The sequence below is a fragment of the Paraburkholderia nemoris genome (assembly GCF_905221015.1).
In the GTDB taxonomy this organism is placed as follows: domain Bacteria; phylum Pseudomonadota; class Gammaproteobacteria; order Burkholderiales; family Burkholderiaceae; genus Paraburkholderia; species Paraburkholderia nemoris.
Genome location: NZ_CAJNBO010000003.1, coordinates 111,970 through 133,067, shown reverse-complemented (window position 1 = coordinate 133,067; position 21,098 = coordinate 111,970). Strand labels below are relative to the sequence as shown.

The following is a 21,098-nucleotide window of genomic DNA, read 5'->3' as shown; positions in this document are numbered from 1 at the left end:
CTTACGAATGAGTTACCGCTCGGGGACGATGAGGAAGCGCGAATCGCACTGGATAGCGAAGCGGGCAGCCGCATCCACTGTGTGTTCTTGATCCTGCGTCTGATCGGCAAGAGCACCGGGATGGGCTTTGCCGCCGCCTGTCTATCAGGGCCGCCGCACAGGGCGGATCTACAACCTGGGTAGGTACATTTCCGTGTCGATCGGTCAGATCGCGCACGGCGAGCGTCGCTAAGCGCCGCGAAACGCTGCCCGCACGTACACGGTGCTGCGTCGCACCATCCCTGTGCCTCGCTGCATCAAGACACGCCACATCCTCCACTGGCAGCAGACCCAGGTCATATGCCGCAAAGCCCCGTCACACAGCGCCACAGCGGGAATTTCTCTCGATTGGCACAACCTTTGCATTAAGCCCTGCCAGCGGATCAACGTGGATCCGTCGCGAGTGCAACAACAAAGTACTCGCCGCAGCACAGGTCAGGACAACGGCGTCCCCCGAATTCAGTCATCGACTGGGTTCGCGGGACGCCGTTTTTATTTCCGGAATCGCTTTCGCGCAGCAGCCAGCCGGCAGCGATTCGAGCCCAGCACATTGAGGAAGCCGCGGTCATGAAAATCATCGTTATCGGTCACGGGATGGTCGGCCACAAACTGGTCGAATGCCTGGCGCAAGACGCCGCGCATGGGCTCGACATCACCGTGCTGTGCGAGGAATCACGCCCTGCGTACGACCGTGTGCATCTGTCCGAATTCTTTGCGGGCAAGACGGCGGACGATCTGTCGCTCGTCGAACCGGGTTTCTTCGAGCGCCAGAATGTCTTGCTGAAGCTCAATGCAAAAGCCGTGGCGATCGATCGCGACGCCCGCACCGTAACGGTATCGACCGGCGAGACTCTGCCGTACGACAAGCTGGTGTTCGCTACGGGTTCCTATCCATTCGTGCCGCCCGTGCAAGGTCGCGAACGCGCCGACTGCTTTGTCTACCGCACCATTGACGATCTGGAAGCGATGCAGGAATGCGGCGCCCGTTCGAAGACCGGCACCGTGGTGGGCGGCGGCCTGCTCGGTCTCGAATGCGCGAAGGCGCTGCGCGACATGGGGCTGGAAACACACGTGGTCGAGTTCGCGCCGCGTCTGATGGCGGTGCAGGTGGACGAAGGCGGCGGCCGCGTGCTGCGCGCCAAGATTGAAGAACTGGGCGTGACGGTGCACACGCAGAAGAACACCTCGGCGATTGTCGATGGTGAGACGGCCACGCATCGCATGCAATTCGCCGACGGCACTCACCTCGACACGGACATGATCGTGTTCTCAGCGGGCATTCGGCCGCGTGATGACCTCGCGCGCCAAAGCGGCCTTGCGCTCGGCGAACGCGGCGGCATCGTGATCGATAACGCGTGCCGCACCAGCGACCCGCACATCTACGCGATCGGCGAATGCGCGCTGTGGGAGGGCAAGCTGTTCGGTCTCGTCGCGCCCGGCTACGAGATGGCGCGCGCGGTAGCGAAGCAACTGCACGGCGACTCGGCGGAATTCGCCGGCGCCGACATGAGCACCAAATTGAAGCTGATGGGCGTGGACGTCGCGAGCATCGGGGACGCGCATGGCAACACGCCGGGCAGCCGCGCCTATCAGTTCAGCGACGAACGCAAGCAGATCTACAAGAAGCTGGTGGTGTCCGAATGCGGCAAGTATCTGCTCGGCGGCGTGATGGTCGGCGATGCGAGCGAATACGGCACGCTGCTGCAGATGATGCTAAACCGGATCGAGTTGCCGGCGTCGCCCGAATTCCTGATTCTGCCGTCGTCCGACGGTCAGGCGAAACCGGCGCTCGGCGTCGAGGCCTTGCCCGCCGGCGCGCAAATCTGTTCGTGCAACAACGTCTCGAAGGGCGACCTGTGCGCCGCCGTGTGCGCGGGCGCGACCGACATCGGCGCGTTGAAGTGCGCGACCCAGGCCGGCACGTCGTGCGGCGGCTGTGTGCCGCTCGTCACGCAGGTGATGAAGGCCGAGATGAAAAAGCAGGGCCTCGCGGTCAACAACCACGTGTGCGAGCACTTCCCGTATTCGCGCCAGGAGCTGTATCACCTCGTGCGAGTAGAGGGCGTGCGCAGCTTCGGCGAATTGCTGGCGAAGCATGGCCACGGCCTCGGCTGCGATATCTGCAAACCGGCGGTGGCGAGCATTCTCGCGTCGTGCTGGAACGAATTCGTGCTGAAGAAAGAGCACGCGGCGCTGCAGGACACCAACGATTACTACCTCGCCAACATCCAGCGCGATGGCACTTACTCGGTTGTGCCGCGCATGGCGGGCGGCGAAGTGACGCCTGATGGCTTGATCGCAGTCGGTCAGGTCGCGAAGAAATACGGTCTCTACACGAAGATCACCGGCGGTCAGCGAGTCGATCTGTTCGGTGCCCGCGTCGAGCAACTGCCGTTCATCTGGGAGGAACTGATCGCGGCCGGCTTCGAATCGGGGCATGCGTACGGCAAATCGCTGCGCACGGTGAAGTCGTGCGTCGGTTCGACATGGTGCCGATACGGCGTCGGCGATTCGGTGGGCCTCGCGGTCGAACTCGAGAACCGCTACAAGGGCCTGCGCACGCCGCACAAGATCAAGTTCGGTGTATCCGGCTGCACTCGCGAATGCGCGGAGGCACAGGGCAAGGACGTCGGCATCATCGCCACCGAGAAGGGCTGGAATCTCTACGTGTGCGGCAACGGCGGGATGAAGCCGCGCCATGCCGAATTGCTTGCCTCGGACCTCGATAAGGAAACGCTGGTGCGCTATATCGACCGCTTCCTGATGTTCTACGTGCGCACGGCGGACCGTCTGCAACGCACCAGCGTGTGGCGTGACAACCTCGAAGGCGGACTGGACTATCTGATCGACGTGGTCGTCAACGATCGTCTGGGCGTTGTTGCGGAGCTCGAGGTGGAAATGCAGCACGTGGTCGACACCTACGAATGCGAATGGAAGCGGGCCGTGACCGATCCCGAGACGCGAAAACGCTTCCGTCACTTCGTCAACAGTGGCGAGCCGGACAGCAATGTCACCTTCGTCGAGGAACGCGGCCAGATCCGGCCCGCGACGGTGGCCGAGCGGCTATCGAAGCTCACTTCGATTCCTGTGGTTGTCGAGACTGTTTGATTTTCTTTGCGCTATTCACTGAGGACTTCCGCCATGAACCTTGACCGCCTGCCGCTCGCCTGGACGCCCATTTGCCCGCTCGACGACATCGTCCCCAATACGGGCGTCTGCGCGCTCGTCAACGGCGAGCAGGTAGCGGTATTTCACGTAAACAACGGCGACGCGGACGGCGCCGTGTACGCGATCGAAAACTACGATCCGGGCTCCCAGGCCGCGGTGCTCTCGCGCGGACTGATCGGCAGTCTCGGCGAACGCCTCGTAGTTGCCTCGCCGATCTACAAGCATCACTTCGACCTGCGCACCGGCGAGTGCCTCGAAACACCGGCGTATTCCGTCAGCGCGTTCGCCGCGCGGGTGGAAGACGGGCAGGTGTGGGTCGCGGCCTGAGTTGCCGATTTCTCTTTGTATTTATTCGAACGACGTCGCGCTCCATGTCCTCCGCTAACGTAAAAACCGTGTGCCCCTACTGCGGCGTTGGCTGCGGAATGGTGCTGCACGTCGAGGACGGGCAGGTCGTCAAGATCTCCGGCGATAAAGAGCATCCAGCTAACTTCGGGCGGCTCTGCACGAAGGGCCAGTCGGCGCATGTCGCGTTGCGCAAGTCTGGCCGTCTGGAAGGCGCGTTCGTGCGTCATGCACGCGACCAGGATCCGACGCCGCTGCCGATGGCGCAGGCGATCAGCACCACGGCGGCACGCTTGCGCGGCCTGCTCGACGCACATGGACCGGACGCGCTGTCGTTCTATGTGTCGGGGCAGATGTCGATCGAGGCGCAGTACCTCGTCAACAAGCTCGCCAAGGGCTTTGTCGGCACCAACAACATCGAATCGAATTCGCGTCTTTGCATGGCGAGCGCGGGCAGCGGCTACAAGCTTTCGCTTGGCGCGGACGGCCCGCCGGGATCGTACGAAGACATCGATCATGCCGACCTGTTCTTCGTGATCGGCGCGAATATGGCCGACTGTCACCCGATTCTGTTCCTGCGCATGATGGATCGCGTGAAGGCGGGCGCGAAATTGATCGTGGTCGATCCGCGCCGCAATACGACGGCTGACAAGGCCGATCTCTTTCTGCAGATCAAGCCGGGCACCGATCTGGCGTTGCTGAATGGTTTGCTGCATCTGCTGCACGAAAACGGCCATACGGATGCGGTCTTTATTGCAGACTTCACCGAAGGCTGGGACGGAATGCCCGCTTTTCTCGCGGACTACACGCCGGAGAAAGTGTCGAAAATTACGGGCCTTTCTGTAGAAAACATCCGCCAGGCCGCGCAAATGATCGGCGCCGCGCCGGAGTGGATCAGCTGCTGGACCATGGGCCTGAATCAAAGCACGCATGGCACGTGGCACACGAATGCGATCTGCAATCTGCATCTGGCGACCGGCAATATCTGCCGCCGCGGCAGCGGTCCGTTTTCGCTGACCGGCCAGCCCAATGCAATGGGTGGCCGTGAAATGGGCTACATGGGACCCGGTTTGCCGGGGCAGCGTTCGGTGCTGGTCGAAGAAGACCGCGTGTTTGTCGAAGACCTGTGGGGCATTCCGAAGGGTACGCTGAAGACTGAAGTCGGCAACGGCACGATCGATATGTTCACTCGCATGGCTGCGGGCGAGATCAAGGCGTGCTGGATCATCTGCACGAATCCCGTGGCGAGCGTTGCGAACCGTCAGAACGCGATCGCCGGACTGCGCGCGGCCGAACTCGTGATTTCACAGGATGCCTTCCTCGACACCGAGACCAACCGTTACGCCGACGTGCTCTTGCCTGGCGCATTGTGGGCCGAAGCCGAAGGCGTGATGATCAACTCCGAGCGCAACCTGACGCTGATGCAAAAGGGCATCGAACCGCCGGGCGCCGCGTTGCCGGATTGGCAGATCATTGCGCGTGTCGCGGGTGAAATGGGTTTCGCCGATGCGTTTACCTATGCGAGCGCTGAGGAGGTGTTCGAAGAGATCACCCGTGCATCGAATCCGAAAACGGGTTACGACCTGCGCGGCGCGAGCCATCGCCGTCTGAAGGAAACGCCGTTGCAATGGCCGCTCGGCGCTGACGCCGCCGCCGACCGCAATCCGGTTCGCTACATCAACGACGGCGTCAGCCAGACGCTGAAGCAACTACCCGACGGCGGTCTTCCGCGGCTCGTGTTTCCGACCGCAAGCGGCAAAGCCGTGTTCTTCGCGCGTGCGTTTGCAGCCCCGGCCGAATTGCCCGACCGGGAATTTCCGATCGTGTTGAATACGGGTCGCTTGCAGCATCAATGGCACACCATGACCAAGACCGGCAAGGTCGCGATGCTCAACAAGCTCAACCCTGGGCCGTTCGTCGAGATTCATCCCGAAGACGCTGCCACGCTCGGCATCAAGGCAAAAGATCCGGTTGAAATCCGTTCGCGGCGAGGGCGTGCCGTGTTGTCGGCGGTCGTTACGGAGCGTGTGCAAGCAGGGAACTGCTTCGCGCCGATGCACTGGAACGACGTTTTTGGCGACGACCTGTGCATCAACGCCGTCACCAGCGATGCAATCGATCCGATCTCGCAGCAACCCGAACTCAAATTCTGTGCGGTCGCGCTGAGCCCGGTTGCACTTGATGCCATCGAGCCGGTTTCTAATGCGGGTGACGAGACGCTCATCGATGGGCCTGCCGCTGCAGCCGACCCGGCGACAGCAAGTGCCATATCGGCGAACACCGAGGAACTGGAAATGCCCCGCATCAATGCATTGACTAACCTGTTGCAGCTTCCGCAGACATCCGCGCCTTCGTTTACGGAAACCGAGCGGGCGTATCTGGCCGGTTTCGTCAGTGGTTTGCGTTCGGCTGAAGGACAGGGCATCCACGGCGTGCCGGTCCTGCCGGCCGGCGCACCGTTCGATCCGGTGAACCGCTTGTATGTGGACGGTTTGCTGGCCGGACTTTATAGCCGCAGCGGAACCGATGCGGCCGCGCCGGCAGGTGCGCTTGCCGCACCGCATTTCGAAGCGGCGCATGCATCCAGTGTGCGCATCTTGCGCGTGCGACCCAAAGTGACCTTGCTATGGGCCTCGCAAACCGGCAACACCGAATCGCTGACCGAGCGTTATGCCACGCGTCTGATGGAGTCGGGCTTCGAAATCCGCACGTCGTGTATGGCGGACTACCAGGTGTCGGCGCTCGCGAAAGCGCAATACGTGCTGCTGATGTCGAGCACTTTCGGCGACGGAGATCCGCCCGACAACGCACAAAGTTTCTGGAGCGAACTGGTCAGCGACGCAGCGCCTCGTCTCGAAGGTTTACGCTACGCGGTGCTCGCGTTAGGCGATCGCAACTATGATCAATTCTGCGGCCACGGCCGCCGCCTGGATGAGCGTCTCGCTGCGCAAGGCGCGCTGCGTTTGATGGATCGCGTCGACTGCGACAGCGAGTATCAGGAGAATGCAGACGCGTGGCTCGAAAGCATCATCGTGCGTATCAAGGAAGAAGATGCGGCGCTGCATGCAGTGCCGCCGGGCGGCATGATCAACGCCGTGGTGCCCGGCGCCGTGCCGACCAAAACGCGTCCGGCCGCATCGCGTCTCGTCAGGAACCTGCAACTGAACAAGCAGGGCGCTGCCAAGGATACGCGCTACTTCTCCTTGAGCACAGGCGACTCGGGCCTCGAATACGAAGCCGGCGATGCGCTGGGCGTATGGCCAAGCAATTGTCCCGAACTGGTCGACGAATTGATCAGCCTGAGCGGCCTGAGTGCTGACGCTGCGGTCACTGTGTCCGGCGCGGGTGAAATGCACCTCGCCGACGCACTTGCCAGACACTATGAGATCGCGCGTCCCAGCCCTGACGCGCTCGCGTTCATTGCCGCGCGCAGCAACAACGGAGCACTACGCGATCTGCTTTCTGCAGAGCGCAAGGCCGATCTCAAACAATGGTTGTGGGGCCAACAACTTGCCGACGTGCTCCACGAATTTCCCGTCAACCTGACGGCAACCGAATTGACCGGCATGCTCAAGCGTTTGCAACCGCGGTTGTATTCGATTGCGTCGAGCCCGAAGGCGCATCCGGGCGAAGTTCATCTGACGGTTGCGGCGGTTCGCTACAACAATGGCCGCCGTCATCGCAAGGGCGTGTCGTCGACGTTCCTCGCCGATCGAGCCGGGGATGTCGCTGTGCCGGTATTCGTGCAGAAATCCGCACATTTTCGTCCTCCTCATAGTTCTGACACGCCGATCATCATGGTCGGTCCGGGAACCGGCGTTGCACCGTTTCGCGGCTTTCTGCACGAGCGGCGTGCACGCGGTGACAAGGGGCGCAACTGGCTGTTCTTCGGCGAGCAACATGCGGCCACGGATTTCTACTATCGAGACGAATTGGAAGCGATGCGCGACAGCGGTCTGCTGACCCGCCTCGATGTCGCTTTCTCGCGCGATCAAACGGAGAAGGTCTACGTGCAGGACCGCATGCGCGAGCAGGGTGCGCAACTGTGGGCATGGCTCGAAGAAGGTGCGCATTTCTACGTTTGCGGCGACGCAAACCGGATGGCAAGAGACGTCGACGCGACGCTCAAACATGTGGTTGCTCAGCATGGGGGGATGAGCGATGAAAAAGCCGCCGAGTATGTGGGCCGCTTAGCGCAAGAAAAGCGCTATGCACGCGACGTTTATTGATTTTTGAAGCGTCCGGCTCAGACGCGGCATCACGGTTTCAGAGAGTACGAAGTCAAGCTTGAAAGAAGGACCCGGATGGCATGGAGATTGCGTGTCAAACCGGTATTCAACATCGTGACCATTCCGGTGCGCGGCGCCTCAGCGTCATGTACCAGGCAAGCGAACAACCAGTCAATGTGAGGATATCTAATGAAAAACGTGATGAGCTCTCTAAAGAGCGGGGATTGGCGCGCGCTAGTGGCGTGTTTCCTCTATTTCGACACCGGCTTCACTGTCTGGGTGCTATACGGGCCGCTCGCGCCGTTCATCAGCAAAAGCATTGCGATGACGCCTGCGCAGCAAGGTTTGCTGGTCGCCGTGCCGGTGCTGTCGGCAGCGATCCTGCGCGTGACGCTCGGTAATCTGTATCAATCCGCGCATGGCAAGCGCATCGCGCTGATGGGCGTCTTGCTGTCCGCGGTGCCGACGATCGTGCTGCCGTTGTTGCCGTTCGTGCCGTCGTACACCTTGCTGCTGGTGCTCGGTGTATTCCTCGGCGTGGGTGGCGCGAGCTTCGCGGTGGCGCTGCCGATGGCCGGCAGCAACTATCCGCCGAAGGTGCAGGGCCTGGTGCTGGGTCTTGCCGCCGCCGGCAACATCGGTGCGGTGCTCGACGGCTTCCTGTTCCCGCAACTGGCGACGCACTACGGCTGGCAACTGGCGACCGCCGGCGCACTGCCGTTGCTCGCGATCGCCGCGATCACGCTGTACTTCTGGGCCAACGATTCCGGTATCAAATCCGGCAGTGTGCTGCGCGCGTTCGGCAGCTTCGCGGTGACGCTCGTCGGCTTGATCGTGCTCGTTTTGCTGGTCGAAGCGGGCATGTTCGGTTCCGGCAAGACGGGTGTGCTGCTGTTGCCGGTGATCGGCGCGCTGCTCGCGATTGCTGTGCTGCCCAAACGCTATCGCTCGGTGCTGTCTGAGCGCGACACGTGGGCGATCATGCTGGTGTACAGCATCACGTTCGGGGGTTTTGTCGGCATGTCGTCGTATGTTGCGCTGCTGCTGACCAATCTGTATCAACTGTCGAAGATCGACGCGGGCCTGTTCATGGCGCTGCTTGCCGCAACCGGCGCGATCGTACGGCCGCTCGGTGGTCTGATCGCAGACAAAGTGTCGGGCGTGCGCGCGCTGACCTTCCTGCTCGCGGTCATTTCGCTGTGCGACTTCGTTTTTGCTGCCGCGATGCCGTCGATGGTGGGCGGGATTGTGCTGCTGCTGTGTCTGTATGTGGCCTTCGGTCTGGGCAATGGCGCGACCTTCCAGCTGGTGCCGCATCGCTGGGCCGGCCGCACCGGTTTGATGTCGGGCATCGTCGGCGCCGCGGGCGGCATCGGTGGATTCTATCTGCCGGTCGTGATGGGCATCGCGAAGGAAAGCACGGGCAGCTATCAGATGGGCTTCGCGACCTTCGGCGCGCTGGCGGCTTGCGCGTTCCTCGCGATCGTCGCGCTGCGCCGTCCGTGGATGGCGTGGTCGATGCATGCCAACGTGATGCATGCGCACGCAACGGAGTAATGCAATTCGGCATCCATAACGCTGCGTGCCTGCCGATGGCGCTCACGCAGCGAGGATGCCGGGAGGAGCGAAAGGGTCAATCGAATCATAAGCAGAAGACATGAGCATCACGAAAGATCGGGTTCAGGCACCACAGTCCGAAGCGGACGTCTCCAGCGAGGTATTGAGCTCGTTGATCAACATGGCAGGGCGTCAACGGATGCTGTCGCAGCGCATCGCGTTGCAGTCGATGTTGGCGTTTCAACAGTTCGACGGTGCGTTGGCGATTGCGCAGGAGACCTTGCGTACGTTTTCCGACAGCCATACGGCGCTGGTGCAAGGCCGCGATGGCTTGCCCGGACTATTCTCGCCGGCGTTGCACGAAGCTTTTCACGGCAGCGGGAATGTGGCGAAGAAGATCACAGACTTTATCTCGCTGGCCTCGGTAGCACTAGAGGCGATCGAACGCGGCTCGCCGCGCGCCAATGAAGCACTAAACGCGTTAATCGGTTCCGTCGATCCGTTGCTGACGCATCTGCACGCCGTGACCGCTGTCTACGAGCAGGAAAGCCGGCGCATTGCGCGGGCGCAGAAGAAAGGCCAGCAGGATCTCATCGAGCGGATCAAAGCGATCGCAAAAGAAGCGCATATTGTCTCGTTCAACGGTCAGATCGTGGCGAGCCGCTCGAATGTGACCGGCCGGGAGTTCGCCGTGATTGCGGGCGTAATGACTTCCATCACCAAGGAACTTGAGGCTGTGGTGAGCGCGTTTGTGCAGAAGACGTCGGCGGGATAAGCAAGCGCCTGTGGCGATCTGTTTCGCCGTCCTTCAGTAGAAGTCAGGGCGCTGCCTGAAAATACGCAGGCAAATACTTGCAGGTTGCCAGTTGCGAGCCTAATATGCAGTCAGGAGGCTGCATATGACGATCTCATCTGACACACCCAATAACGCGTCGACTGACCGCATCGAAAAACAGATCCTGCTGAAGGCGCCGCGCTCTCGAGTATGGCGCGCGGTGTCGAACGCCGAGGAGTTCGGCAAATGGTTTTGCGTGGATTTCAGCGGCAAACAGTTCGTCGCCGGTCAATCCGTGCAAGGCAACATCACCTATCCGGGCTACGAGCATCTCGTCATGGACGTACTGGTAGAGCGCGTCGAGCCCGAACATCATCTGTCGTTTCGCTGGCATCCGGCCGCGGTCGATGTGTCCGTCGACTACTCACCCGAGCCCACCACGCTAGTCGTATTCGAGCTGAGCGAGGTCGACTCGGGCACGTTGCTGCGGGTGGTCGAATCGGGCTTCGATCAAATTCCCGCTGCACGCCGCGCGGAAGCGTTCCGCATGAATAACGGCGGGTGGGAAGAGCAGTTGATCAACATCGAAAAGCATGTCGCCAAGGGATAAGCCGGCAGTGGGCAATGCGCGAGTGAAGGCGGCCATGCTGCGAAGTTCCGCGCAGATTTTTGCGGCGCTCGGCGACGAAACGCGGCTGCGTCTGATCGCCGTATTGTGCGCGGGCAGTGCGATGTCGATTGCGCAGTTGACCGCCGGCACTGAGATGACGCGGCAGTCGGTCACGCAGCATTTGCAGGTGCTTGCCAATGCGGGCCTCGTGCGCGACGTCAAGGTGGGCCGTGAACGCCTATGGGCGTTCGAACCGGCGCACCTCGACGAAGCGCGGCGCGCGCTTGAGGCGATCTCTCAGCAGTGGGATCACGCGTTGCTGAGGTTGAAGGCGGCGGTGGAGGGCGAATGATGCGGTTGGCGGTCGCCCGCGTTCAGAAAATCAGAATGTATACGCAACGTGAACATCGCAAAAAATTGAACACCTATGGCCTGGAGCCGCTCACCGCGCGGCTCCAGCGCAGCAATCCCCTAATCCTCAGAACTTGTGCCGCAGCGCGAGCCGCACGGCCACCTGATTCCCCGTCGACGACGGCGCCTGCACCCCCGGAATGAACGCGTTGTCGAGAATCGAGTGGGTGGAGTCGCCCGCGACCTTCTGATACTCGCCCTGCACATACACGTCAGTGCGTTTGGACAGGTTGTAATCCGCCATCACACCGACCGAGTGAATCTTCGGCTTCACGCTGCCCGTCGACGCATCGTAGTTCTCCATCGTGTACACATACTGCGCGCCGATAAAGAAGGCCGGCGTGAACTGGTATTTGCCGTTCACTTCGAAGTTCTGGTACTTCAGTGTATTCAGGCTGACACCCGATGCCGCCAACGGGATGCCGATATAGCCGTTGCCGGTCGGGTCCTTATAGTTGGAGTTGGTGTAGGCAAAACCGGCGGTCGCCGAACCGAACGTGTAGTTGATGCCGGCGCCGAACACCCGCATGCGCCCGGCGATAAAGCTCGCGTCGTTCGCGGTGATCGCGCCGGTGGAACCCGCGCCCGGATTGTTCGCCTGCAGGTACGCGGCCGCAATCAGCAGGCCGCCGTTCGCGTACTGGCCGCCGAAGCTATAGGCGCGGTTGTTCGCGAAGTTCGTGTCGTTGCTGAAGCTGTACACGCCGCCGAACTGGAAGCCCGCGATGTCCGGGCTCGCGTACTTCACGCTGTTGCCGAGACGGAACGAGTTGTCCGTGTTGTCGTTGTCATACGGGTGCGCAAACAGGTAGCCGGCCCAGTTGCCGTTGGCGGTGGTCTGCGCAAGGTAGTCGACCACCGAGTCGTACTGGCGCCCGAGCGTGACCGTGCCGAACCGGTTGTCGCTCAAGCCCACATAGGCCTGGCGGCCGAACATGCGGCCGCCCTGGCCGAGCCGCCCCGAACTCACGTCGAAGCCGTTTTCCAGCTGGAACACGGCCTTCATGCCGCCGCCCAGATCTTCCGAACCCTTCATGCCCCAGCGGCTGCCTTGCGCATAGCCGCTCGCCATTTCCCAGACCGCGCCGCGCCCGGCATTGTTGGTGTAGTCAATGCCTTCATCGAGCACGCCGTACAGGGTCACGCTGCTTTGTGCGAAGGCGCACGGGGCCGCCAGCGAGGCAAGCGCGGTGAATGCTGCGGTGGCGATGACATTCTTTTTCATTGTGAGCTCCAGACTTTGGTAATGAGTGACCCCAGACGGTCGAAACGGGGTTCGACCGTCTGTAAAGGCCGCTGCTTTTGGCAAAGCCCGGATTCTGCTATTCGAGATGGGATTCGCGTGTGAGGCACATCCCTGGATAAACGTGATTTTTTCGAATGTTTGTCCCGCGAATTATTCGCTTGTGGTGCGCCGTGCCCCAGAGAAAAATTCCGTCCATGCACCTTTGGCATGAAGGCGATAGCCGAAGGCAATGCGCCACCGCACCAGGTTTTCAGGAGACGAGATGCGACTCGATCGAAATTTTGCTAACGGCCGCTTTATCGACGCGGCAAGCGACGAGCTCATCGCCGTCACCAACCCCGCTACCGAAGCCGTGATTGCCGACGTCACGGGCGCCACCGAAGCCGAGGCTATCGCCGCGGTCGACGCCGCAGCCGCCGCGCAGAAGGGCTGGCGCAAGCTGCCTTCGGCCGAGCGCGCGGTCTATCTGCACAAGCTCGCCGACGCGCTCACCGAATGCGCGCCCGCCATCGGCGCAGCGCTCGCGCTGGAGTCGGGCAAGAGCGTCGCCGATGCCACCAACGAAGCGATCTATGCCGGCCAGATCACCCGCTACCACGCCGAATGGGCGCGCCGCATCGAAGGCGAGGTGATTCCGAGCGACACGCCCGACGAAAACCTCGTGCTGCATCGCGAGCCGATCGGCGTGGTGGCGTGCCTGATCCCGTTCAATTACCCGGTCTATACGTTCATGCGCAAGGTGGCGCCCGCGTTGATCGCCGGCAATACCGTGGTGGTGCGCCCCAGCAACAACACGCCGACCTCCGCGTTCGAGATCGCCAGGGCAGTAGAGAAAGCAGGGCTGCCGGCCGGCGTCGTGAACATTCTCGCGATGAATCACGCAACCGCCGAGGCGCTTTGCACGCATCCGAAGGTCGGCATGATCACGCTGACCGGCAGCGTTGGCGCGGGGCGCAAGGTGCTTGAATACTGCAAGGCGAACATCGCCAAGCCGTCGCTCGAACTCGGCGGCAAGACGCCCGCCATCATCGAGGCGGATGCCGATCTCGAGAAGGCCGCGCGCGACCTGGTCGCATCCAAAACCACGCACTGCGGGCAGCTTTGCACGGCGATCGAACGCGTCTACGTGCAGGAAAGCGTGCATGACCGTTTCGTCGCGCTGCTGAAGAAGCACATGAGCGCGGTGGAAAGCGGCGATCGTGCCGAACAGCCTTCGCTGATGGGGCCGCTTGTCAACGACGCGTCGCGCCAGTCGATTCACGGGATGGTCGAACGCGCGATCGCTGCGGGCGCCACGCTCGAAACCGGTGGCCGGCTGCCGCAAGGCAAGGGCTTTTTCTATCCGGCGACGTTGCTGTCGAACTGCCGTCAGGACATGGAAATCATCCAGGAAGAAACCTTCGGCCCGATCATGCCGGTCGTCAAATACCGCACGCTCGACGAAGCCCTGGAGATGGCCAATGACCATCAGTTTGGTTTGTCGTCGGTGCTCTATACCGAGAACTATCGCAGTGCGATGAAGATCGCCAACGGTATTGAGGCAGGCGAGTTGTATGTGAACCGTACGCCGGCCGATCCGTATCAAGGTTTCCATGCAGGCTGGAAACGCTCGGGGCTCGGCGGCGACGACGGCAAGCACGGCATGCTCGAATTCACACAGACCCGTCTCGTGGTCATGAAGTACTAAAGCTGAAAAGCTGCAACCGGCGCGTGCCGCGCGACTCGGAGTAGTCGGCACGCGTTGTTTTGAAACCCGCAGAAACGCAGCAGATCCGCTGCACTTATAAAAATATTTGAAGACCCGGCGGCCCGGTGAACCGGCGCTGTGTCTTCCAGGAGCGCTCACGTGTCATCTCAGCCCGTTCAAACCGCCGCTTCGCTCGCCTCGAGCGCCGCGGAAACCGCATTGCAAGCCAACAAGGCTCAACGCTACATCCAGCTCATGTTGCTGGTCGTGGCGGCTGGAGCGATTTATCCGATTCTGTATCTGCGGCAGGTCTATCAGCCGACGATGCTCGAAGTGTTTCACATCACCGATAGTCAGCTCGGCTATCTGTATTCGTCGCTCGGCACGATCTTTCTGCTGAGTTACTTGCCGAGCGGCTGGCTCGCCGACCGGATCGCGCCACGCCTCCTGATCTGCTTTTCGCTGATTGCAACCGGCGTGCTAGGTCTGTGGTATTCGACTGCGCCGTCGTTCCAGATGTTGATGCTGATCTTCGGCGGTTGGGGTTTGACGACTGGATTGACCTTCTGGGCTGCCGTCATCAAGCGCGTGACGATGATCGCCGGCACGCACGAGCAGGGCCGCTTCTTCGGTTTGCTCGACGGCGGACGCGGCTTGATCGAAGCGATGCTCGCGACCATCGCGATCACGTTGTTCGCGTGGTTCACGCAGACCAAAGGCGAACCGGTAGCGGCTGGTTTCAGGCTGGTCGTCTACATGTACGCGTTTCTGTGCATCGCACTGGGCGTGGTGCTTGCGCTCGTCAAAGATCCGCAAGGCGCTAAGGACGCGGCGGCCAACCGCGCCACGAAAAAACGCAGCAACGTGCTGGTCGATCTGAAAACGCTCGCGTCGATTCCTGAGTTGTGGCTGGTCGCGGCTATCGTGTTCTGCGGTTACCAGGTGTTCTGGGCTACTTACAGCTTCTCCGCGTATCTGCACGAAGGCGAGATCGGCTTGACGGTGGTGATGGCCGGCACGATCACGACGCTCAAGCTATGGATGCGTCCGATCGGCGGCATTGGCGGCGGCTTTCTCGGCGACCGTTATTCGAAGGTCTCGGTGCTGGTGATCGCGCTCTTTCTCGCCGCATTGTCGCTGCTGGGTCTGATGGCGGCGCCGCGTATCTCGAGCCATGTGCTGCTGGTGTTCCTCGTGCTGTTCATCGGCATTCTGACTTACGCGATCCGCGGGCTGTACTGGTCGCTGCTGGATCGCTGCAATATCCCGGTCGAAACGATGGGCCTCGCGATCGGCCTGATCTCCGTACTCGGCTATTCGCCCGACGTGTTCCTGCCGTTGATCAACGGCTATCTGACGCAGAACTTCCCGGGCGTCTTCGGTTACCAGCTTTACTTCGGCTATGTGGCCGGAATGGCGGCGCTCGGCGGCTTTGCCGGCCTCGCGCTGAGAAACATGCTTAGCAAAAAAGGGGTTGCGTAAATGAAAGTCGTCTCGCTCGAAACGCATATCGTCGCCGTACCGCCGCCGCACGTGGGCGGCATGTACTGGATCTTCGTCAAGCTCAAGACCGATTGCGGTATTGAAGGCGTTGGCGAAATCTATTCGGCGACGTTCCATCCGAAAGCGATGACCCACATCATCGACGATGTATTCGGCCGCTATCTGCTCGATCACGATCCACACCATATCGAGCGGCTCTGGCGCCAAGCGTATTCGAGCGGTTTCACGCAACGTCCCGATCTGACGATGATGGGCGTGGTCAGCGGGCTGGAAATGGCGTGCTGGGACATCATCGGCAAGGCGGCGAACAAGCCGGTGTACGAACTGCTCGGCGGCATGGTGAATCAGCGTCTGCGCTCGTACACGTACCTGTATCCGAAGAACAGCCGCGGCGAATACGACTACGACGATCCCGATCTCGCCGCCGAATGTGCCGTTGAGAACGTGAAGCGCGGTTTCACTGCGGTGAAGTTCGATCCGGCGGGGCCGTATTCGGCTTACTCGGGCCACCAGTTGTCGATGGAAGTGCTCGACCGTTGCGAGACCTTCTGCCGCCGCATTCGCGAAGCTGTCGGCAGCAAGGCTGATCTGCTGTTCGGAACGCATGGGCAGATGGTGCCGTCCTCAGCGATCCGGCTCGCCAAGCGCCTAGAGAAATACGATCCGTTGTGGTTCGAGGAACCGGTGCCGCCCGGACAGGAAGGCGCGATGGCGCAGGTCGCGCAGCACACGAGCATTCCGATTGCCGCGGGCGAACGCCTGACCACCAAGTACGAATTTTTCAAGCTGCTCGAAGCGGGCGCAGCGTCGATTCTGCAACTGAACGTGGCGCGTGTGGGCGGCCTGCTCGAAGCGAAGAAAGTCGCGGCGATCGCCGAGGTGTATTACGCGCAGATCGCGCCGCATCTGTACAACGGTCCGATTGGCGCAGCCGCCAGCATTCAGCTCGCCGCCTGCACGCCGAACTTCCTGATTCAGGAAAGCATCGGCACGTGGGACGGTTTCCACGCCGAGGTGTTGAAGAAGCCGATTCAATGGGAAGACGGCTACATCATTCCGTCGCAGGAACCGGGTCTGGGCGTGGAGTTGAACATGGACGTCGTTCGGCAGCACACGCCGTACACCGGCGAGCGTCTGCATCTGCAGATGGCAGCACTTCCTGCCGACGTGAAGGATCTCGCGCCGGCCAAGGGTTGAGCCTGGCGGATTCAGCTGTTTTACGCATTCAATGGATTGGGCGCCGCTTGGCGACATAGAGCATGAACTACGATTACATCATCGTCGGCGCGGGTTCGGCGGGCTGCATTCTCGCCAATCGCCTCTCGGCGTCGGGCCAATATTCGGTGCTGCTGCTCGAAGCGGGCGGCAAGGACAGCTCGTTCTGGTTCAAGATCCCGGTGGGTTTCACCAAGACGTACTACAACGAAACCTATAACTGGATGTACTACAGCGAGCCCGAAAAGGAACTCGACAACCGGCCGATCTATTGTCCGCGCGGCAAGGTGCAGGGCGGCTCCGGCTCGATCAACGCGATGATTTACGTGCGCGGCCAGCCGCATGATTTCGACGACTGGGCCGCGGCGGGCAACCCGGGCTGGGCGTTTCGCGACGTGCTGCCGTTTTTTCGCAAGCTCGAATCGCATCCGCTCGGCAACACGGAGTATCACGGCGCGGACGGCCCGATCCGTATCTCGCCGATGAAGGATGCCGTCCATCCGATCTGCCACGTGTTCCTGAAAGGCTGCGACCAGGCCGGCTACAAGCGCAGCGACGACTTCAACGGTGAACGATTCGAAGGCGCGGGTATCTACGACGTGAATACGCGCAACGGGCAGCGTTCGTCGAGCAGCTTCGAATATCTGCATCCGGTGTTGACGCGCAAGAACCTGACGGTCGAGCGTGACGTGCTCGCCAGCCGCGTGCTATTCGACGGTAACCAACGGGCCATTGGTGTGAGCGTGACGCAGAACGGCGCGACACGGCAGTTCATGGCGAACCGCGAGGTGATCCTGTCGGCGGGCGCGGTCGATTCGCCCAAGCTGCTGCAACTCTCGGGTGTAGGCGATAGCGCATTGCTGGCGAAGCATCGCATTGCGATGGTCAAGGAACTGCCCGCTGTGGGGCAGAATCTGCAGGACCACCTGTGCGTGAGCTTCTACTATCGAGCGAACGTCAAGACGTTGAACGACGAATTACGCCCGTTGCTCGGCAAGCTCAAGCTCGGCCTGCAGTATCTGCTGACGCGCAAGGGGCCGCTCGCGATGAGCGTGAACCAGTCGGGCGGGTTCTTCAAGGGAAGCGATCAGGAAGTGCAGCCGAATCTGCAGCTCTACTTCAATCCGCTGTCGTACCGGATTCCGAAGAGCAACAAGGCGAATCTGGAACCCGAGCCGTATTCGGGCTTCCTGCTGGCATTCAACCCGTGCCGGCCGACGAGCCGCGGTTCGATCGAGATCGCGTCGAACCGTGCGGAAGACGCCGCGAAAATCCGCATCAACGCGTTGACCACGGAAAAAGATATCGACGAAGTGATCCAGGGTTGCCAACTGGTGCGCAAGGTGATGGCTTCGCCGGCGTTGAAAGAGATCACAGTCGAGGAAATCTCGCCGGGGCCGCAGGTGAATACGCGTGAGGGCTTCCTACAGTATTTCCGCGAGCAATCGGGTTCGATCTATCACCTGTGCGGTTCGTGCGCGATGGGCGACGACCCACGCACCTCAGTGGTCGATGCGCGCTTGCGGGTGCATGGCGTTACCGGCTTGCGCGTGGTCGATGCGTCGATCTTTCCGAACATCACGTCGGGCAATATCAATGCGCCAACGATGATGGTCGCGGAGAAGGGCGCTGAGATGATTCTCATGGATGCTGCCGTTGAAGCGGCTTTTAAACCCGAAGCGGCGGAGCTGGCTGCTGCCGCCTGAGTTCGCCCGGCTCAGCCCGCTTCACCCAACTGCGCCGACTCGGACGAATCGAGCGCGCGCTCGGTCAACCAGATCTCCTGCTGCAACCACTCGCGGAACAGTGCGACGTGCGGCAGCTCGTCCTGTTCCGCGCGCGTAACGAGCCAGTACGACTGGTGGCCGTCGACGTGCACGTTAAGCACCTGCACGAGTTGGCCTTCCGCGAGTTCACGCCCAATCATGTGGCGATCGGCGATGGTCACGCCGAGTCCGTCGATAGCGGCCTGGATCGCGTGATCGAGCAGATCGAATTCGTAGCCGCCGCGGGTGTCGACGTTTTCGATGCCGGCGGCTTTCAACCAGTGCTGCCAGGTCAGATAGCGCTGATCGGCGCTCGCGAGCACGTGCAGCAGCGTGAACTGATTCAGATCGATGGCCGCGCGACCGGCCTGGCGCGCGAGCAACGCGGGCGCGCAGACGGCGATGTGCCGTTCGTTCATCAGCAGACGATTGTCGAAACCTTCCCACTCGCCGTTGCCGAAACGGATGGCGCAATCGAGCACACCCGATTCGGCGAGATTGTCGTCGACGCGGGTCGACAGGCTGAGTTCGAGATGCGGATGCGCGTCGCGCAGACGTCCGAGACGCGGCATCAGCCAGCGGCTCGTGAAGGTGGGGGGCGCGTTGATACGCAGACGGTTGCGATGGGTTTTCTCCTGCAGGCTGCGAACCGTGAGTTCGATCCGGTCGAATGATTGTTGCAGTGCTTGCAGGAGGATGCGGCCGGCGGCCGAGAGTTCGAGGTGGTGATGGTGACGCTGGAGCAAGGTCTCGCCGAGTTGGGCTTCCAGTTGCCGGACTTGCCGGCTGACCGCGCTTTGCGTCACGTTCAGCAGTTCTGCTGCGCGCGTGAAGCTGCCCGTGCGGCCGGCGACTTCGAAGGCTTTGAGCGCGTTCAGCGCGGGCATTTTGCGTTTCAAGGTGGGGCACCCAAGGGTAGGCTGACGCGCAGCGGCGCGGGTGCCCGCTATTTTACTGTGTTGCCCTCGCGGCGCTACAGGTCCGCACGTCTTGTGGCGGCGATGTGTTCGTGCCGCAAGACGTGCAGAGACCGACCGGTCAATACGCGATGCAGACCGACTTGCTCTCGGTATACGCATCCACAATGGCCTTGCCGTGCTCGCGTCCGATCCCCGAGGCCTTGAATCCGCCGAACGGCATCGCGGGGTCAACCATGTTGTGCGTGTTGACCCAAACGGTTCCGGCTTCGATGCCGTCGACCAGTCGCAGCGCCTTGTCGAGTTGGTTCGTCCACACACTCGCGCCAAGGCCATATTCCGATGCGTTGGCCTGAGTCAGGACCTCGTCGATATCGTCATAGGGCATGGCCACCAGCACTGGTCCGAATATCTCTTCTCTGACCACGGAAAGCGGCTTGCATGCGCGATTGGCAATGACCGTCGGGCGGACAAAGAAGCCATCCGCATCTACGGCCGCGTCACGTGACAGGATCTCGCCGCCTTCCTGCCGGCCTTGCGCGATCATTCCCATGACCTTGTCGCGGTGCCGTGCGGAAACCATGGGGCCCATCTGCGTTGCGGGATCGAAGCCGGAGCCTAATGCGATTCCATCGGCCACGGCGGCGATACCTTGCACCACTTCGTCGTAGATGGAGCGCGCAACGTACAGGCGGGAACCTGCGGTGCAGACCTGTCCGTGGTTGAAGAAAATCGCGCCGGCTGCGCCTTCGATCGCTTTCTTCGGGTCACAGTCGTCCAGCACGATCACGGGGCTCTTGCCGCCCAGTTCCAGCGATGCGCGTTTCAGATCGTTAGCGCATTGGCGGCCGATGATGCGGCCTACTTCGGTCGATCCTGTGAAGGTGACCTTGTTCACGAGCGGGTGCTTGACTAGCGCTGCGCCAGCGGTTTCGCCGCGGCCTGTGACGACGTTGAGTACGCCTGGTGGGAAGCCGGCTTCATGGGCCAGTTCGGCGAGGCGGATTGCCGTCAATGGCGTTTCTTCCGCTGGTTTCAGTACGACGGTGCAGCCGCATGCGAGGGCTGGGGCGATCTTCCAGACCGCCATCAGGAGCGGGAAATTCCACGGGACGATTGCGGCGACCACGCCTGCTGGGACGCGTTTTGTTGAGGCGTTGTAGCGGGTGCCGGGTGGGAAGGGGATCGACAGGTCGAAAGTCGTGCCCTCGATTTTGGTGGCCCAGCCGGCCATGTAACGGAGCCATTGGACGCTGCCTGAAACTTCCAGCATCTTGGAGAAGGCTATTAGTTTTCCCTGGTTTAGCGTTTCTAATGTGGCTAGTTCGTCGGTGTGTTGTTCTACCAGGTCGGCTAGTTTTAGTAGCAGGCGCTCACGAGTGGCTGGCGGCATTCTGCGCCAGGTGTCTGACTCGAAGGCTGCTTTTGAGGTTTTTACTGCGTGGTCGATGTCGGGTTCTGATGCGTCTGGGAGGTGGGATAGTTCTTCGCCTGTTGCTGGGTTGTAGATGGGGAAGGTTTTGCCTGCGGCGCTTGGGGTTTTTTCGCCGTTGATGAACATGGTGGTTGGCAGCTTTGCTGGGATTTTCTGTTCGGGCATGGTTTGTCTCCGACGGGGTGATGGTGGTGG

14 protein-coding genes are annotated in these 21,098 nt (G+C 61.4%); 11 read left to right on the top strand and 3 right to left on the bottom strand.

From position 1 onward, the window contains the following. Nucleotides 1-606: 606 nt before the first annotated feature. From nirB to KHO33_RS05310, 7 genes are all read left to right on the top strand, one after another. Nucleotides 607-3,147 (top strand): nitrite reductase large subunit NirB, encoded by a 2,541-nt coding sequence (nirB, locus tag KHO33_RS05340; RefSeq protein ID WP_054037568.1) that lies wholly within the window; start codon nt 607-609, stop codon nt 3,145-3,147. Nucleotides 3,148-3,180: 33 nt separating this feature from the next. Then, entirely contained in the window at nt 3,181-3,534 is a 354-nt protein-coding gene (gene nirD / locus KHO33_RS05335) for a nitrite reductase small subunit NirD (RefSeq protein ID WP_054037565.1), read from the top strand. Nucleotides 3,535-3,578: 44 nt separating this feature from the next. Beyond that, the gene (locus KHO33_RS05330) at nt 3,579-7,781 is read left to right on the top strand and encodes a bifunctional nitrate reductase/sulfite reductase flavoprotein subunit alpha (RefSeq protein ID WP_054037563.1); all 4,203 of its coding nucleotides are present in this window, start codon (nt 3,579-3,581) and stop codon (nt 7,779-7,781) included. 189 nt (nt 7,782-7,970) lie between these two features. Next, entirely contained in the window at nt 7,971-9,338 is a 1,368-nt protein-coding gene (locus tag KHO33_RS05325) for an MFS transporter (protein WP_200564550.1), read from the top strand. Between the two features lie 100 nt (nt 9,339-9,438). After that, complete coding sequence (locus KHO33_RS05320; protein ID WP_054037561.1) at nt 9,439-10,113, top strand: type IV pili methyl-accepting chemotaxis transducer N-terminal domain-containing protein; 675 nt, start codon at nt 9,439-9,441, stop codon at nt 10,111-10,113. Between the two features lie 124 nt (nt 10,114-10,237). Beyond that, on the top strand, nt 10,238-10,723 hold the full coding sequence (locus KHO33_RS05315) for an SRPBCC family protein (protein ID WP_054037559.1): 486 nt from the start codon (nt 10,238-10,240) through the stop codon (nt 10,721-10,723). Continuing rightward, nucleotides 10,707-11,075 carry an ArsR/SmtB family transcription factor gene (locus KHO33_RS05310; RefSeq protein WP_200564551.1) on the top strand — a complete coding sequence of 123 codons (369 nt, stop codon included), beginning with the start codon at nt 10,707-10,709 and terminating at the stop codon, nt 11,073-11,075. The genes KHO33_RS05315 and KHO33_RS05310 overlap by 17 nt, the downstream gene beginning before the upstream one ends. Nucleotides 11,076-11,201: 126 nt before the next feature. On the opposite strand, the gene KHO33_RS05305 is transcribed toward KHO33_RS05310, so the two are convergent. Beyond that, nucleotides 11,202-12,359 (bottom strand): porin, encoded by a 1,158-nt coding sequence (locus KHO33_RS05305; protein ID WP_200564552.1) that lies wholly within the window; start codon nt 12,357-12,359, stop codon nt 11,202-11,204. 283 nt (nt 12,360-12,642) lie between these two features. Here KHO33_RS05305 and aldA point away from each other — a divergent pair, with 283 nt between their 5' ends. The 4 genes from aldA to KHO33_RS05285 all read left to right on the top strand — a co-directional run bounded on the left by aldA (nt 12,643) and on the right by KHO33_RS05285 (nt 18,491). After that, nucleotides 12,643-14,067, top strand: coding sequence for an aldehyde dehydrogenase (gene aldA, locus KHO33_RS05300; protein WP_200564553.1), 1,425 nt, complete (start codon nt 12,643-12,645; stop codon nt 14,065-14,067). 159 nt (nt 14,068-14,226) lie between these two features. Further along, on the top strand, nt 14,227-15,549 hold the full coding sequence (locus KHO33_RS05295; protein ID WP_054037555.1) for an MFS transporter: 1,323 nt from the start codon (nt 14,227-14,229) through the stop codon (nt 15,547-15,549). Next, nucleotides 15,550-16,767: a mandelate racemase/muconate lactonizing enzyme family protein gene (locus tag KHO33_RS05290; RefSeq protein WP_054037553.1), complete on the top strand. Its 1,218-nt coding sequence runs from the start codon at nt 15,550-15,552 to the stop codon at nt 16,765-16,767. Nucleotides 16,768-16,829: 62 nt separating this feature from the next. Beyond that, on the top strand, nt 16,830-18,491 hold the full coding sequence (locus KHO33_RS05285) for a GMC family oxidoreductase (protein WP_200564554.1): 1,662 nt from the start codon (nt 16,830-16,832) through the stop codon (nt 18,489-18,491). A gap of 11 nt (nt 18,492-18,502) precedes the next feature. Here the strand turns inward: KHO33_RS05285 and KHO33_RS05280 are convergent, their stop codons facing one another. Both KHO33_RS05280 and styD read right to left on the bottom strand, forming a co-directional pair. Then, nucleotides 18,503-19,438: a LysR substrate-binding domain-containing protein gene (locus KHO33_RS05280; protein WP_200564555.1), complete on the bottom strand. Its 936-nt coding sequence runs from the start codon at nt 19,436-19,438 to the stop codon at nt 18,503-18,505. A 151-nt stretch (nt 19,439-19,589) separates the two neighbouring features. Continuing rightward, on the bottom strand, nt 19,590-21,068 hold the full coding sequence (styD, locus tag KHO33_RS05275) for a phenylacetaldehyde dehydrogenase StyD (RefSeq protein WP_054037551.1): 1,479 nt from the start codon (nt 21,066-21,068) through the stop codon (nt 19,590-19,592). Nucleotides 21,069-21,098 lie beyond the last annotated feature (30 nt).